The sequence below is a fragment of the Klebsiella planticola ATCC 33531 genome, from assembly GCF_000735435.1.
In the GTDB taxonomy this organism is placed as follows: domain Bacteria; phylum Pseudomonadota; class Gammaproteobacteria; order Enterobacterales; family Enterobacteriaceae; genus Klebsiella; species Klebsiella planticola.
In genome coordinates, this window is the sequence record NZ_JMPP01000017.1 from 113,631 (window position 1) to 127,748 (window position 14,118).

General features: G+C 55.9%; 13 protein-coding genes and 1 other RNA gene. 5 read left to right on the plus strand and 9 right to left on the minus strand.

Annotation, left to right across the window (positions count from 1 at the left end):
* Positions 1-57: 57 nt before the first annotated feature.
* The 8 genes from kbaY to kbaZ all read right to left on the minus strand — a co-directional run bounded on the left by kbaY (position 58) and on the right by kbaZ (position 7,440).
* Entirely contained in the window at positions 58-930 is an 873-nt protein-coding gene (gene kbaY / locus GRPL_RS18275) for a tagatose-bisphosphate aldolase subunit KbaY (protein WP_032697448.1), read from the minus strand.
* Between the two features lie 12 nt (positions 931-942).
* Positions 943-2,100 carry an SIS domain-containing protein gene (locus GRPL_RS18270; RefSeq protein ID WP_032697449.1) on the minus strand — a complete coding sequence of 386 codons (1,158 nt, stop codon included), beginning with the start codon at positions 2,098-2,100 and terminating at the stop codon, positions 943-945.
* A 299-nt stretch (positions 2,101-2,399) separates the two neighbouring features.
* On the minus strand, positions 2,400-3,533 hold the full coding sequence (nagA, locus tag GRPL_RS18265) for an N-acetylglucosamine-6-phosphate deacetylase (RefSeq protein WP_032698743.1): 1,134 nt from the start codon (positions 3,531-3,533) through the stop codon (positions 2,400-2,402).
* Positions 3,530-3,964, minus strand: coding sequence for a PTS galactosamine/N-acetylgalactosamine transporter subunit IIA (gene agaF, locus GRPL_RS18260; RefSeq protein ID WP_032697451.1), 435 nt, complete (start codon positions 3,962-3,964; stop codon positions 3,530-3,532). The genes nagA and agaF overlap by 4 nt, the downstream gene beginning before the upstream one ends.
* Positions 3,965-3,981: 17 nt before the next feature.
* The gene (gene agaE, locus GRPL_RS18255; RefSeq protein WP_015585675.1) at positions 3,982-4,860 is read right to left on the minus strand and encodes a PTS N-acetylgalactosamine transporter subunit IID; all 879 of its coding nucleotides are present in this window, start codon (positions 4,858-4,860) and stop codon (positions 3,982-3,984) included.
* Positions 4,850-5,629: a PTS N-acetylgalactosamine transporter subunit IIC gene (gene agaW / locus GRPL_RS18250; RefSeq protein ID WP_032697452.1), complete on the minus strand. Its 780-nt coding sequence runs from the start codon at positions 5,627-5,629 to the stop codon at positions 4,850-4,852. Before agaW ends, agaE begins: the two co-directional genes overlap by 11 nt.
* Positions 5,630-5,639: 10 nt before the next feature.
* Positions 5,640-6,113, minus strand: coding sequence for a PTS N-acetylgalactosamine transporter subunit IIB (gene agaV / locus GRPL_RS18245; RefSeq protein WP_032697453.1), 474 nt, complete (start codon positions 6,111-6,113; stop codon positions 5,640-5,642).
* 19 nt (positions 6,114-6,132) lie between these two features.
* A complete protein-coding gene (gene kbaZ, locus GRPL_RS18240; RefSeq protein WP_072010666.1) occupies positions 6,133-7,440 on the minus strand; it encodes a tagatose-bisphosphate aldolase subunit KbaZ in 1,308 nt (435 codons plus the stop codon).
* 238 nt (positions 7,441-7,678) lie between these two features.
* On the opposite strand from kbaZ, the gene GRPL_RS18235 reads away from it, so the two are divergent.
* A complete protein-coding gene (locus GRPL_RS18235) occupies positions 7,679-8,500 on the plus strand; it encodes a DeoR family transcriptional regulator (RefSeq protein WP_032697456.1) in 822 nt (273 codons plus the stop codon).
* 65 nt (positions 8,501-8,565) lie between these two features.
* On the opposite strand, the gene garD is transcribed toward GRPL_RS18235, so the two are convergent.
* The gene (garD, locus tag GRPL_RS18230; RefSeq protein ID WP_032698746.1) at positions 8,566-10,137 is read right to left on the minus strand and encodes a galactarate dehydratase; all 1,572 of its coding nucleotides are present in this window, start codon (positions 10,135-10,137) and stop codon (positions 8,566-8,568) included.
* Between the two features lie 511 nt (positions 10,138-10,648).
* Here garD and garL point away from each other — a divergent pair.
* From garL to rnpB, 4 genes are all read left to right on the plus strand, one after another.
* Positions 10,649-11,419, plus strand: coding sequence for a 2-dehydro-3-deoxyglucarate aldolase (gene garL, locus GRPL_RS18225; protein ID WP_032690615.1), 771 nt, complete (start codon positions 10,649-10,651; stop codon positions 11,417-11,419).
* Positions 11,420-11,447: 28 nt separating this feature from the next.
* Positions 11,448-12,338, plus strand: coding sequence for a 2-hydroxy-3-oxopropionate reductase (gene garR, locus GRPL_RS18220; RefSeq protein WP_032690616.1), 891 nt, complete (start codon positions 11,448-11,450; stop codon positions 12,336-12,338).
* A gap of 63 nt (positions 12,339-12,401) precedes the next feature.
* Entirely contained in the window at positions 12,402-13,547 is a 1,146-nt protein-coding gene (garK, locus tag GRPL_RS18215) for a glycerate 2-kinase (RefSeq protein ID WP_032690617.1), read from the plus strand.
* A gap of 32 nt (positions 13,548-13,579) precedes the next feature.
* An RNA gene (gene rnpB / locus GRPL_RS26255) (RNase P RNA component class A) lies at positions 13,580-13,956 on the plus strand.
* Positions 13,957-14,118 lie beyond the last annotated feature (162 nt).

Below are 14,118 nucleotides of genomic sequence, written 5' to 3' on the forward strand. Positions count from 1 at the left end.
CGTCAGCGTTATCCTGTCGTGAATAACGCTGGGGGGCAGGGCCGCCTGAGAAAGCTATCAGGCTTCAGCGGGGAGCAGCAGACGGCTGGCTGAGCCGCAGACGGTGATTTTGTGTCTGACCACCTCTTTCATGGCATCCATACCGACGCGCATGTAGTAGCGAGGATCGTTACCCTGCGGGTTGTCGGCGAACCATTTTTTGACCGCCGCGGCAAAGGCGATTTTTAGCTCGGTGGCGACGTTGACTTTACATACCCCCAGTTCGATGGTGCGGCGAACGTAATCGTCAGGTACGTCGCTTGCGCCGTGCAGCACCAGGGGAACGTCCACGACCTCACGGATTTCCGCCAGACGCTGGAAGTCAATTTTTGGCGTTTTGCTATAGAGCCCGTGGGCGGTGCCGATTGCCACCGCGAGACTGTCGACTCCGGTCAATTCAACAAAACGCTTTGCCTCCTGCGGATCGGTCAGAAAAGCGCTTTCAGCATCAACGCTCATATCATCTTCCACGCCGCCCAGGCGTCCGAGCTCTGCTTCGACGCTGCAATCACGGGCATGGCAAAAATCCACGACCGATTTCACCAGCCGGACATTCTCAGCAAACGGAAAATGGCTACCATCGATCATGGCGCTACGAACGCCAGCATTCACTTTACGGGTAATATCTTCCAGCGATTCATGATGATCGAGATGCAGCGCCAGCGGCATGTCGTAGGTGGTGGAGTAAGCGCTGCATAGCGCATAGATCTCCTCCAGCGCGATGTGCTTAAACGTGCCCGGCGTTCCTGCAAGGATCACCGGCGATCGCATTTCGCTGCAGACTTCGAGGATCGCCTGGATCGTCTCGGCGTTATGAATGTTGAATGCCGGGACCGCATAGCCTTTTGCCTGGGCATCCAGCAGGAGATATTTCGTCGAAATGATACTCATGATGCGTTCCTCTCAAGCATTCCAGGGGTGAATGACAACACCTTGCACCACGCGGTTAACCGTGCCGCTGGCGGAAGGGGTATCCGGGGTATTACCAACGCGGATAGATTGTGCGAGCGCAAACGTCTGGGCATACATCAGGAAGCAGAACGCCTGCTCAACATCGCTAAAGGTGCGGGAAGACGGCGGTAACAGGATGTGTGGGCCGGCTTCGACGGCGGCGTCGTTTTCGGCCGCTATCGCCACCACGCGCATGGCCTGGTTGTCGCGACGCAGTTCGGCCAGTAGATCGAGATCGTACTGGCGGGTATAGGGATGGCTGGACACCATCACCACAACCAGCGTTTCATTATCCACCAGCGATTTAGGCCCGTGGCGGAAGCCGGCTGGAGAGTCATAAAACGCCGCCAGCTTGCCGGCGGTCAGCTCCAGGACCTTGAGGGCCGATTCACGAGCCGCGCCCTGTAATCCACCGCTGCCAAGATAGACGATTCGTTTCCACGGCTCATAACCAAACACCCCATCGCTAAAATCACCCAGCGACGTGAGAATCTTTTGGCAACGATCCGCTACGTCACGGAAGGTATTGCTGTTGATCGTCTGCGGCGCGAATACCGCAAGGCAGCTTGCCATCATGGTGGTGATACTGCTGGTCATTGCGAAGCCGCGATCATGTGTTTCTGCCGGCATCAATAGCGCAAAGGCGTTATCGCTGCTCACCGCATTTTGGTACAGGCTGCCGGCTTCATTACAGGTAATCGACAGGTGGTAGCATTCCGCTACGAACTGATTGGCCAGCTCAACGGCGGCGACGCTCTCCGGGCTATTGCCGGAGCGGGCAAAGGAGACCAGCAGCAGCGGATGTGCGGCGTTAAAATAGTCCATGGGGTTGGTGACCAGGTCAGTCGTCGGGATGGCGCTGATATTTTTTCCGCTATGGCGCGACAGCCAGGGCGCGATGATCTCGCCGATAAAGGCGGAGGTGCCTGCGCCAGTCAGGACAATCCGCAGATCGTTTTTGCGCAGCAGCGGGGCGAGGAAGCTGTCGATCGTTGCACGATGATTGTCGATGTTGTTGAGTGAGCGAAGCCAGCAGGAGGGCTGTTGACGAATCTCTGCTTCAGTCCAGGTGCCGGTCGAGGCAAAGGCGGCGGTATAGGTTTCAGGCATAACTTAGTCCTTAGTCGTGTGAATTCCACATCAGACGCTGGCAAAAATGTCGCTATCTTTCGTTTCGTTTCACTTATTCATGTAATCAGTTAGATAAAATCTATAGGAAAGAAATCGAAAGTTCAATGGAGGAAGTTAGAAATAAAACGAAAACTGTGATCTTTGAAGTTTTGATGTTTTTATGTGACTGATAAACAATAGATTATCTGTTTTTATTATCAGATTGCCGTTATTTCAGAAAGGAAAGAAAAGGCCTTTCGGTACAACACCAAAGGCCAATGTGATACATAACGAAAGATTTAAAGGGGGAGCGCCTGTCCCTGAATCCAGATCTTTTGCAGATGCAGGCGGTCGTCCAGTGCAATAACGTTCGCGTATTTTCCCGGACGCAGCGATCCCAGCCGATCGTCGATACCCAACAGACGAGCAGGGTGGAGCGATGCCATATGAATTGCCTGCTCCGGCGTGGCCCCCGCTTGTTCAACCATGTTGCGGACGGCGGCATCAAGAGAGAGTGTGCTGCCCGCGAGGCCGCCGGAAGCGGTGCGTACGATGCCCTTGCGCATTTCTACCTCTTCGCCGCACAACGAATAGTGGCCATCCGGCATGCCGGCTGCCTGCATCGCATCGGTGATCAGGACCAGCCTCTCTCTGGCGCAGCTGCAACACAGCTGCATGGCGGCAGGATGAACATGATGGCCATCGGCGATAAGTTCCAGCCATGCCTGCCGGGTGGTTAATCCGGCGCCGACCATGCCAGGCTCCCGATGATGTAATCCGCTCATGCCGTTGTAGCAATGCACCAGCCCATCAGCGCCTGCGGTAAATGCCGCTCGGGTCTGTGCATAGGTAGCAGCGCTATGGCCGAGCATGACGCGGATACCCTGCTGTTTAAGATGGCGAATAGCCCGTATGGCATCCGGTTTTTCCGGCGCCAGGGCCACGACCCGCAGCGTTTGCCGGGAGCGAGCAATCAGCGTATCCAGCTCGGCGATATCCAGTTCGCGGAACAACTCAGGCGGATGAGCACCTTTATTCTCTGGCGTGAAATAGGGGCCTTCAAGATAGCTCCCCAATACCAGGGCGCCGGGGCCGCCGGAAAGCGTACGCCGGGCTATACGTTCCAGCGCACGCTGGATGGTCTGCAACGGCGCGGTGACGGTAGTGGGGAGCCAGGCTCCCACTCCTTCACGAATTTTATACATCGCCAGCCTGTCGAGTGCTTCCGGTGCCTCGTCCATCACATCAATACCCGCGCCGCCGTGGACATGCGTATCGATGTAGGCCGGGCAAAGCAGATCGGCATCGCGAGCGGTGACGCCAATGGGAACGGGCTCGATGGCGGTGATAACGCCAGCTTCCATACGAAGCTGATGATCGGCAAGCCAGCCCTGCTCGGTTAGCAAGCGTCTGGCACGCAGAATTTGCGTCATATTCCTTCCTCAACAGGTTTCTCTTCGCGACAGCGCGCCAGTTCATCGACCAGACTGGTTAACCCGCGATGCCCGCATTCCAGCGCCTGCAGGCGAAACGCCTCGCTGTTCAGCCCTTCGCGTTCCAGCACCATTTCAAGCAGCAGCTGCAAATTAGTGCCGGTAATCACCTCGCGCCCGGGTTTTTGCATTGCCAGCGTCGAGGCTACGCGAAAGGGGGTCCCCCCCAGAAGGTCGGTCAGAAAAACGATATCGTCCTGAGCATCCAGTGCGTTGACGGCCTGCTCAAGCTGCGCAGTCAGCAGGGCCGTGGTTGAGGTTTCTGGAAAGTCGATGGCAATAAACTGCGATTGTTCACCCAGAATTTGCTTCATCGCCATTGCCATACCGCTGGCAAAGCCGCCATGCCCCGTCAAAATAATGCCTAACATCGAATACCTCTTTGCCTTTACAGGAAGTGACAGAATTTACCCACAACGCCCAGCACAACGGTGAGCGCGATGAGGCGCAACGGGCTCCAGCCGCGGCGCACCAGCCAGAACATGGTCAGGGTATAAACCAGTGGAAGAAACGCTGGCATCAGCTTATCGATGACATCGGTTTGCAGCTTCACGACTGCATCACCCGCGGTGATCTCCAGCGTGGTGCTGAGGCGGACATAGGTGGCCACCAGCGCGCCAATTACCGTCATGCCAACAATAGACGCCGCGTGTCCGACTTTTTTGGTATTGGCTTTAATCAACGGGATAGCCGCTACGCCCATACGGTACGCGTAGTGTGCAAGACCAAAACGCAATCCGAGATGTACCACGTTAAACAGCACAATAAACACCACCGCGCCGAGGATAGATCCTTGTAGCGCGAGGCTGGCCCCAATCCCGCCGCAGATGGGCAGTAGCGTCAGCCAGAACATGGCATCGCCAATCCCGCCGAGCGGGGCACCCACGGCAATTTTGGTGCTCTGAATGCTGTTTACATCCTGCTTGGAACGTTCCATGGCGAGAATGATGCCGATAACAAAAGTCACCAGGAAAGGGTGGGTGTTGAAGAATCCCATATGCCCTTTCATGGCGCGTGCCAGGTCGCGTTGATTGGTATGGATCTTTTTCAACGCGGGCAGCAGACCGTACAGCCAGCCTGAAGCCTGCATACGTTCATAGTTGAACGAGGCCTGTAAAAGCATGGACCGCCAGGCGACACGGTTAATGTCTTTTTTCGTCAGCTCCGCACCGAGACTCTGGTCTTCGTAGACGTTTTCATTCACGCCGGAAAGCAACGTCTCTTCAGGAGCGGAGACGCCTGGCAGAGTGGTTTGATTAGATGCCATCTTCGAATTCCTCTTTCTGTGCCGCAGATGCAGTCGGTTCAGGAGATTTACGCAGCAGGTCTATGAGTGCCATTGCCAGCGCCGCGGCGGCAATGGCCAGCACCGGCAGCTTCAGCCAGGCAGCGGCGACAAAACCGATGATAAAATAAGGGATATAGACGTTTTTCATCATGATTTTCAGCAGAACAGCGAAGCCGATAGCAGGCATAATGCCGCCAGCCACGCCGAGACCGTCGATCAGGCGCGCAGGCAGGACATCAATGGCCGTTTTCGCATGTTCCGCGCCGAAATAGATCGGCAGGAAAGCGCAGAGAAAATAGAAAATCCCCAGAGCCAGCAGCGCCAGATAGTTAACCCGTTCAATACCGCGGGTATCAGCATTCGCGGCCATCCGGTCGCAGCGAGACATCACCCCTGACATCACCGAGAACAGGAAGGTGATCCCCATTTGTACTGCGACGGCGAAGGGCACGGCGACACCGACGGCAACGTCAGGTTTCACGCCGGTGGTAATGGCAAAGGTGGTGCCGACGATGGTACCGATAATCACGTTTGGCGGCTGAGCACCGGCTAGCGGGGCCAGCCCCATCCAGACCAGTTCCAGCGTACCGCCGGTTAAAATGCCGGTATGCAGATCGCCCAGAATCAGGCCAACCAGCGGGCCGAGCACCACCGGACGGTGCATATGTGTTAAACCATTGAACATATCCAGGCCCGCAATAAAGGCCAGAATGCCCAACGCAGATGCCTGCAACAGACTGATTTCCATTATGAATCCCTCAGAGTAGTTTAAAGAGATCCAAAGCGGGTTCTGTCGGAACGCCCTGAACAAAGCATTCCACCCCGGCGGCCTTCAGACCGTTAAACGCCGCAATATCGCCAGCGTCTACAGAAACCGTTTTGGCAATGTGTTGTTTGCCATTGGCGTAGTGCATATTTCCTACGTTGATACGTGTGACGGGAACTCCGCCTTCGACAAGGCGTAGGAAATCGGCTGGTGTTTTGCAGACCAGCAGAATCTTTTGTCGATCGGCGGCGCGGTGGATATTGTCGATGACCTTTTGCAGTGACCAGAAGCGTACGGCGATCCCTTCTGCCAGGACCATTTCCATCAGGTTTTGCTGTACCGGGTCTTCAGCAACCTCATCATTGGCCACCAGTACCAGGTTTGCTCCCGCAAATCCGACCCACTGGACACCCACCTGACCGTGGATCAAACGTTCATCAATACGGCTTAAGACAATGTTTGGCATCGCGTTTTCCTCTTCGTTGTTATGCGTTATGGGACGTAACGCCCACACAGGCGGCGTGGTACTGCTGCAGTATGTCCTGAATGTGATCGAGGATGAGTTCTCGCGGTTCCGCCTTGAGATCGCCCTCGCGAACTTTGAGGTACTGCAGCGGCATATACTGACTGAGGAGCGGCAGCGGGAGCGGCCAGTCCGCGAGATTACGCACCAGGCGTGCAAACGCCTCATCGATTTGCCGATCCGGCCAGTAGTAGCGCACGCGGTCTGAATAGCTGTAGCCTCGCGCCAGACGTCGCGCATGACCATCGCCGTGATAGTGGTTTTGCCAGTATTCCGGGCGGTCGAGCATCACGTTTTCCAGCACCTGACGCAGCCCGGAGCAGGCCTTCGCAGGCAGCAACTCTTCCTCTATTGCCGCCAGTGAGAACAGCGCTTCACGCAGGGCGAAGGTGAGCGCCGGGCCAACCTTCAAAATGGCAAAGTGATCTTTAACCAGACGCCGCAGCGCCTGCGGCGTCTGGTAATCGGTAGAGTGGGCTTCGAAGACCAGCGCGTCATAGTCTTCAACCATGGCGCTAAGCGCTTCGGCTCGCTGCGGTTGATAGTCGATAATATGCGTGTGGTCGAATTCGACGCCGGGCTGTACTACTAACCCGATGATGCGTGGCCAGATGTGGATCAGCCCGCGTTGCTCAAAGGCCTGCCGATGTGCTTCCAGCGTCGCACGCGCCGCATCAGGCGTCGTGACCTGTAGCTCGGTCAGGGTTTCATGAGCCCCGCCCGGGACGGGGACTTCGGTGCCGATGACGTAGACCAGGTCAGGTTTGCCGAAACGTTCACGGCAGGTCTCTTCCGCCACCTGAGCCAGCCGCGCGGCGCGTTCAGCGACGATGTCATCGGTTAACGGCACCGGGTCACCTTCGCAGGACATACTGCAATCGAGGTGGATCTTTTTAAAACCGGCGGCGACGTAGCTTTTTATTAAATCATCGGCATTCGCCATCGCCTGGGCCGCGGGCAGGGTTTGCCAGCGGTTGGGCCCAAGGTGATCGCCGCCGAGGATCAGCTGTGATTGGGGAAAATCGAGCGAGTCGGCAAGCTGGTGGACAAAACCGCGGAAATCGGCCGGCGTCATGCCGGTATAACCGCCGAACTGATCGACCTGATTGGATGTGGCTTCAATCAGTAACGGGGTCTGCTGCGCCCGGGCGTAATGAATGGCGGCCTCAAGTACCAGGGGATGGGCGGAACAGACGGCATAAATACCGTTGCCTCCACCTTGTTTATGCTGCGCCACCATTTTTGTCAGATGTTTCACTTTCCTCTCCATTTCGGATGGTAATGAGATTAATCTTTCGTTTTGTTTCATTTAATACTGCATCATGGTGATGTAAAAATAAAACGAAAGATAATAGTTTTCCGATCTGTTTCACAAAAGAAACATAATGAAAGGTTTCAGCGGTGGACGTTGCGCTGCTCTCTGGCGTTATGGGGCTTGCATTCCGTTAAAAGAAAGGTGTTAATAGACCAAACGAAATGAAACGAAAGATTTGATGAAAGGAATACTTATGAGCGGTACCGACTCTTCTGCAGATAAGCGCATCAGCGGCACCAGTGAAAGGCGTGAGCAGATTATCCAGCGCTTACGGCAGCAGGGAAGCGTGCAGGTAAACGATCTTTCTCTTTTATACGGTGTCTCGACGGTGACGATTCGCAACGATCTGGCCTTCCTTGAAAAGCAGGGGATTGCGGTTCGCGCCTACGGTGGCGCGCTGATCTGCGATGGAACAATGCCGGCTGCCGAACCGTCGGTGGAAGATAAAAGTTCGCTCAATACCGCAGTGAAGCGCAGCATCGCGCGGGCAGCGGTAGAACTGATTCAACCGGGGCATCGTATTATTCTCGACTCCGGGACTACCACCTATGAAATCGCCCGTATGCTGCATCAGCATACGGATATTATTGCGATGACCAACGGGATGAATGTGGCGAATGCGCTGCTGGATGCCGAAGGGGTGGAGCTGTTAATGACCGGTGGACATCTGCGCCGCCAGTCGCAGTCGTTTTATGGCGATCAGGCCGAACAGTCTTTGCTGAATTACCACTTCGATATGCTTTTTCTCGGCGTCGACGCCATCGACCTCGATCGCGGCGTGAGCACCCATAATGAAGATGAGGCACGCCTGAACCGGCGGATGTGTGAAGTGGCGGAACGCATTATCGTCGTCACCGATTCCACCAAATTTAACCGTTCGAGCCTGCATAAGATTATCGATACGCAACGAATTGATATGATCATCGTCGATGAAGGCATTCCGACGGAAAGTCTGGAAGGGCTGCGTAAGAGCGGGATTGATGTGCGACTGGTGAAGCGCCAGAACGTGGCATAGACCCCCTTCCTGTGGGGGAGGGGGTCTGCGGTCAGGCGGCTGGCGTTGCGCCGCCTGACCGGCAATCAGGTCACCGGCGCCGGGTTAAACACCGCCAGCTGATTATACAGGCCCCACCGATCGGAGAAGGTTTTCTTACGGCCGCTGGCGACATCAAGAATAAACCCGAACAGCTTCTGACCAACCTCTTCAATCGTCTCTTCACCGGTGGCGATAGTTCCGGCGTTGATATCCATTAAGTCATACCAGCGGTTTGCCAGCTCGGTGCGGGTTGCCATCTTGATGACCGGCACGGCGACCAGACCATACGGCGTGCCGCGCCCGGTTGTAAACACCTGAACCGTGATCCCTGAAGCAACCTGCTGAGTGCCGCAGACGAAGTCGCTGGCCGGGGTAGCCGCGAAGATCAGGCCGCGTTTGGTTGGGCGCTGGCCCGGTGAGAGGACCTCGGCAATCGCGCTCTTACCGGATTTGGCGATCGAACCCAGCGCCTTTTCCACCACGTTCGCCAGGCCGCCCTTCTTATTCCCGGGGGAGGGATTGGCGCTGCGATCGGTCTGACCTGAATCGAGGTAGTTATCGTACCAGGCCATCTCTTCGAGCAGACGCTTGCCCACTTCCTCGTTGATGGCCCGCGGCGTCAGCAGATGGATAGCATCGCGAACCTCAGTGACCTCAGAGAACATGACGGTCGCGCCGCAGCGGACCAACAGGTCGGAAGCGTAGCCCACCGCCGGGTTGGCGGTCACGCCGGAAAAGGCATCGCTGCCGCCGCACTGCATGCCCACCACCAGTTCAGAAGCCGGACAGGTTTCACGCTGGCGGGCATTCAGTTTTTCCAGATGCCGTTCTGCGACCTGCAAAATATCGTCAACCATTGACTGGAACCCGACATGCTGTTCATCCTGCAGGCGGATGATACTGGCGCTGTCGACGGCAATGGGCTGGACATCTTCGGTGCCCTGGAGCAGGCGTTCCGGCTGGAGCTTTTCACAGCCGAGCCCAACCACCATGACTTCACCGCCGAAATTGGGATTTAGCGCGAGGTTATGGATCGTGCGAATAGGGATCACGGCGGCCGGGGCGTTGATCGCCACGCCGCAGCCATACAGGTGGTTGAGACCGACCACGCCGTCGACATTCGGGTATTTCGGCAGCAGGTCTCGTTCAATAATTTTCACCACATAATCGACGACGCCCGCGACGCAGTGCACGCTGGTAGTGATACCGAGCAGGTTTCTGGTGCCGACGCTGCCATCGGCGTTGCGATACCCTTCAAAGGTGTAGCCGGTCAGCGCAGGCAGAGGCTCCGGAACTTTGTTTGCCAGCGGTAGCGTGTTCAGCGGCGGCGCTTTCGGCAGTTCGACCAGCGATTCGTCAATCCAGCTGCCCTGCGGAATGTCGCGCACCGCGTAGCCAATGACTTCGCCATAGCGGATGATTTCACCATGTATGGGGATATCAACCAATGCTACTTTGTGACCTTGCGGGATATGTTCGATGAGCGTCAGTCCGTCAGGGAAACGCGTTCCGGCTTTTAAACCGCGATCGTTAACAATAATCGCTACATTATCCGTTTCGTGTACTTTTATATAAAACGCCGTCGGCGATTCCTGCCTGATTTCAATGTCGGCCATTGTCCAGTATTCTCCAGCAAGGTGCGAATAATAAAATAAAACGGCTATTCAGTTTCTGATGAACGAATTTCCTCGGCAAAGAATGTCAGCTGTTTTGATTTAGATGTGTGATCCCTGTCACTCATTGTTGCGGGAGCAAAATCGCGGCAAAGGGAAAACGCTGGAACTGTGCATCAGCGCCCACTGATTATGGCGGATGCACAATTTTAATGATTATTCATTCCATTTTATGGGTTTTTTGCACGGTGTTCTCTGGCCGTCAGCTGATTATACTGAGTCATGCTTGCTATGCACCGGATGAGTAAATCGAGTGCTTCTGATCTCGGTTTATAAATAATTAAGAGACACACCAAAAATAAATAAATGAAGTGCAATGCTCTCATTTAACGCAGCGCTAATCTTCATCGGATGTTTGGCCTGATGGCAATGATTTACTATCCGTTTATCATCGGCAACATTCAATATGTGGAACTGCAGAAATAATTAACGGTTAAGTGACAAGGTATAAGTGATGAATAACGATATCTTCCCGAATAAATTTAAGGCGGCCCTGGCGGCGCATCAGATTCAAATTGGCTGCTGGTCCGCCCTGGCCAGCCCCATCACGACCGAAGTGTTAGGCCTGGCCGGTTTCGACTGGCTGGTGCTGGACGGCGAACATGCGCCGAACGATATCTCCACCTTTATCCCCCAGCTGATGGCGCTGAAAGGCAGCGCCAGCGCGCCGGTTGTGCGCGTACCGACCAACGAACCGGTGATCATTAAGCGCCTGCTGGATATTGGTTTCTATAACTTTTTGATCCCGTTCGTGGAAAGCGAAGAAGAAGCGATTAACGCCGTCGCCGCCACCCGCTACCCGCCAGAAGGCATTCGCGGCGTTTCCGTGTCGCACCGCGCCAATATGTTTGGCACGGTGCCGGATTACTTCGCGCAGTCGAACCAAAACATCACCATCCTGGTACAAATTGAAAGCCAGCAGGGGGTGGATAACGTTGATGCGATCGCTGCGACTGCGGGCGTTGACGGTATTTTTGTCGGCCCAAGCGATCTGGCCGCCGCGCTGGGACATCTGGGCAACGCCTCTCACCCGCAGGTCCAGCAGGCTATCCAGCACATTTTTGCAAGCGCGAAAAAGCACGGCAAGCCGAGCGGTATTCTGGCGCCGGTAGAAGCGGATGCGCGTCGCTATCTGGAATGGGGCGCAACCTTTGTCGCCGTCGGCAGCGATCTGGGCGTATTCCGCTCCGCCACGCAGAAACTGGCTGATTCCTTTAAGAAATAACCGCCACCGCAACAAGAGAGATAAAGACATGACAATGAAAGTTGGTTTTATTGGCCTTGGCATCATGGGTAAACCCATGAGTAAAAACCTCCTCAAAGCGGGTTACTCGCTGGTGGTTGCCGATCGTAATCCGGAAGCCATCGCAGAAGTGATTGCCGCAGGCGCTGAAACCGCCGCTTCGGCGAAAGCGATAGCTGAGCAGTGTGAGGTGATCATCACCATGCTGCCGAACTCTCCGCATGTGAAAGAGGTGGCGCTGGGCGAAGGCGGCATTATTGAAGGGGCGAAACCGGGCACCGTGCTGATTGATATGAGCTCTATTGCACCGCTGGCGAGCCGTGAAATCAGCGATGCGTTAAAGGCGAAAGGCGTAAATATGCTGGATGCGCCGGTAAGCGGCGGCGAGCCGAAGGCCATTGACGGGACTCTGTCCGTCATGGTTGGTGGTGATAAAGCGATTTTTGAACAATATTATGACCTGCTGAAAGCGATGGCGGGCTCTGTCGTGCATACCGGCGATATCGGCGCGGGCAACGTGACCAAGCTGGCCAACCAGGTGATCGTGGCGCTGAATATCGCGGCGATGTCTGAAGCATTGACCCTGGCGACCAAAGCAGGCGTGAATCCCGATCTGGTGTATCAGGCAATCCGCGGCGGTCTGGCCGGCAGCACCGTGCTGGATGCCAAAGCGCCCATGGTGATGGATCGCAACTTTAAACCGGGCTTCCGTATCGATTTGCATATCAAAGATCTGGCGAATGCGCTGGATACGTCCCACGGCGTGGGGGCGCAGCTGCCGCTGACCGCGGCGGTGATGGAGATGATGCAGGCGCTGCGCGCTGACGGCCTGGGTACCGCCGACCACAGCGCGCTTGCGTGTTACTACGAGAAACTGGCGAAAGTGGAAGTCACTCGCTAACAAGAAGGGCGCGGATGGCGCCCTGTCATTCTTGCCTTGCGCGGCACTGTCAGGCTAATAACTATGAAAATCGTAATCGCCCCAGACTCTTATAAAGAAAGCCTCTCAGCTACTGAGGTTGCACAGGCTATAGAAAAAGGTTTTCGGGAGATTTTCCCCGATGCGCTCTATGTAAAGGTCCCCCTCGCCGATGGCGGAGAAGGTACCGTTGAGGCGATGATCGCCGCGACGCAGGGAACCAAAATGAGCGCTTGTGTGACGGGGCCGCTGGGCGTGCCGGTTGATGCCTGCTGGGGGCTTTCCGGGGATGGTCAAACCGCGTTTATTGAAATGGCGGCGGCCAGCGGGCTGGGGCTGGTGCCTCCCGCGCAGCGCAATCCGCTGTTGACGACCTCGCGTGGTACCGGTGAGCTGATTTTGCAGGCGCTGGAGCATGGGGCGAGAAATATCATTATTGGCATTGGTGGCAGTGCGACCAACGACGGTGGCGCGGGGATGGTGCAGGCGCTGGGCGCGCGGCTTCATGATGCGAACGGCGTTGATATTGGTGACGGCGGCGGCAGCCTTGCTTGCCTGAACTCGATCGACCTGTCTGCATTGGATGTTCGGTTGCAGGAGTGTTCAATTCGCGTGGCCTGCGATGTCTCTAATCCACTGACTGGCGAGACGGGCGCTTCGTGGATTTTCGGCCCGCAAAAAGGGGCGACGGAAGCGATGATTCTCGAGCTGGATCGTAATCTTGAGCACTATGCGGATGTGATTAAGCGAACTCTGCGTGTCGATGTCAAAGAGGTCGCCGGAGCCGGTGCCGCAGGTGGCATGGGGGCGGCGCTGATGGCATTTCTGAATGCGGAACTACGTAGCGGTATCGAGATTGTGACCCAGGCGCTGAATCTGGAAGAGCATATTCTTGACTGTTCTCTGGTGGTGACCGGTGAAGGAAGGCTCGACAGTCAAAGCATTAGCGGTAAGGTCCCGGTCGGCGTTGCCAGCGTGGCGAAAAAGTACCATAAGCCGGTGATTGGTATTGCTGGTAGTCTGACCCGCGATGTCGGCGTGGTGCATCAGTATGGTATCGATGCGGTGTTCAGCGTGTTGACCACTATCACGAGCCTGGAAGAGGCCTTCCGCGGCGCTTCGGACAATATTTATCGCGCTTCACGGAATGTTGCTGCGACTTTGCAGGTCGGGATTGTGATGGAAGGATGACAACCGGCGGTAAACCTTTTATACTTCGCGCCGAAGCTGACCAGACAGTCGCCGCTTCGTCGTCGTCCTCCTCGGGGGAGACGGGCGGAGGGGAGGAAAGTCCGGGCTCCATAGGGCAGGGTGCCAGGTAACGCCTGGGGGGGAAACCCACGACCAGTGCAACAGAGAGCAAACCGCCGATGGCCCGCGCAAGCGGGATCAGGTAAGGGTGAAAGGGTGCGGTAAGAGCGCACCGCGCGACTGGTAACAGTTCGCGGCACGGTAAACTCCACCCGGAGCAAGGCCAAATAGGGGTTCACAAGGTACGGCCCGTACTGAACCCGGGTAGGCTGCTTGAGCCAGTGAGCGATTGCTGGCCTAGATGAATGACTGTCCACGACAGAACCCGGCTTATCGGTCAGCTTCAACTTCTTCAGAGAACCCTCGCCAGAAATGGCGGGGGTTTTTACTTTCCGGTTCCGGGAGGAAAGAGCAGATGAATGACTGTCCACTCCGTTCTCGATGAAAAGAACGCGGCTTATTGGCCAGCTTCAACTCATTCAGAGAACCCTCGCCAGAAATGGCGGGGGTT